The following is an 865-nucleotide window of genomic DNA, read 5'->3' as shown; positions in this document are numbered from 1 at the left end:
GCCTCGCGACGGTGGCTTTCTTGATCTTGATGCTGGGCGTGGCGGTGTGGACCGCCGGGCGGCGCCTGACACCGGACCGGTCGTGGTGGCTGGCACTGTGGCCCATCGCGCTGAGCGTGCTGCCGGTCGTGAGCCTGCTGCTGCTGACCGGCCTGGTGCCCCTGAAGGGCATCGTGCTGATTCCGGTGACCGGGATCTTCATCGGTGGAGCGCTGACCGCGACCGTGCTGTCGGGACGGCGGGCGCTGGACGAACTCGGCCTGCGGCACGGTGAGTACGAGGCGGGCCTGGCCCTGGGGCTGTCGGACCGGGACGCACGGATGGAGATCGCCCGCCCGGCCGCGTCGGACGCCCTGCTGCCCGGTCTCGACCAGACGCGCACCGTTGGACTGGTGACACTCCCGGGCGCCTTTGTCGGCATGCTGCTGGGCGGCGCCAGCCCCACCGCTGCGGGAGCGGTCCAACTGTTCGTCCTCGTCGCCCTGATGGCGATCCAGGCGGTGGCCGTTGCCTGCACCGTCGAACTCGTCGCCCGCGGCCACCTCCACCGCCCCAAGGACGGTCGAAGGTGAGGGGCATGCCCCCGCGGGCACCGCGGGCATGAAGGGCAGACCGCGCGCACGGGCGTCCGGGACGACGAGGGCCGACTACACCTCCTCGGCGGCGAACAGCTCGAGGTGCCCGCACTCAGGACAGCGGAACGCCACTATCTGCCGCCGGGGACGGCCCGTCCGCTTGGCGCCCCCGAAAAATCCCCGCTCCATCGCGCCCTCGATCCAGCGCGCGTATCCGCGCGAGTGCTCACCGGCGTCCTCGATGAAACCTTCCGCCAGACCGACGTTGCCGCAATGGGTGCACGTGTAGT

The 865-nt window shown here is 71.3% G+C and carries 2 protein-coding genes; one reads left to right on the top strand and one right to left on the bottom strand.

Translation table 11 applies throughout. From position 1 onward, the window contains the following. A partial coding sequence (locus CCN37_RS37690) for an ABC transporter permease (protein WP_086830196.1) occupies positions 1–572 on the top strand: 572 nt, incomplete at its 5' end. A 75-nt stretch (positions 573–647) separates the two neighbouring features. On the opposite strand, the gene CCN37_RS37685 is transcribed toward CCN37_RS37690, so the two are convergent. Further along, the coding region (locus CCN37_RS37685) for a hypothetical protein (RefSeq protein ID WP_210408396.1) at positions 648–865 on the bottom strand (218 nt) is incomplete at its 5' end.

It is taken from the genome of Allokutzneria sp. NRRL B-24872, assembly GCF_002155965.1.
GTDB lineage: Bacteria > Actinomycetota > Actinomycetes > Mycobacteriales > Pseudonocardiaceae > Allokutzneria.
This window is presented reverse-complemented; position numbering and strand designations above follow the sequence as displayed.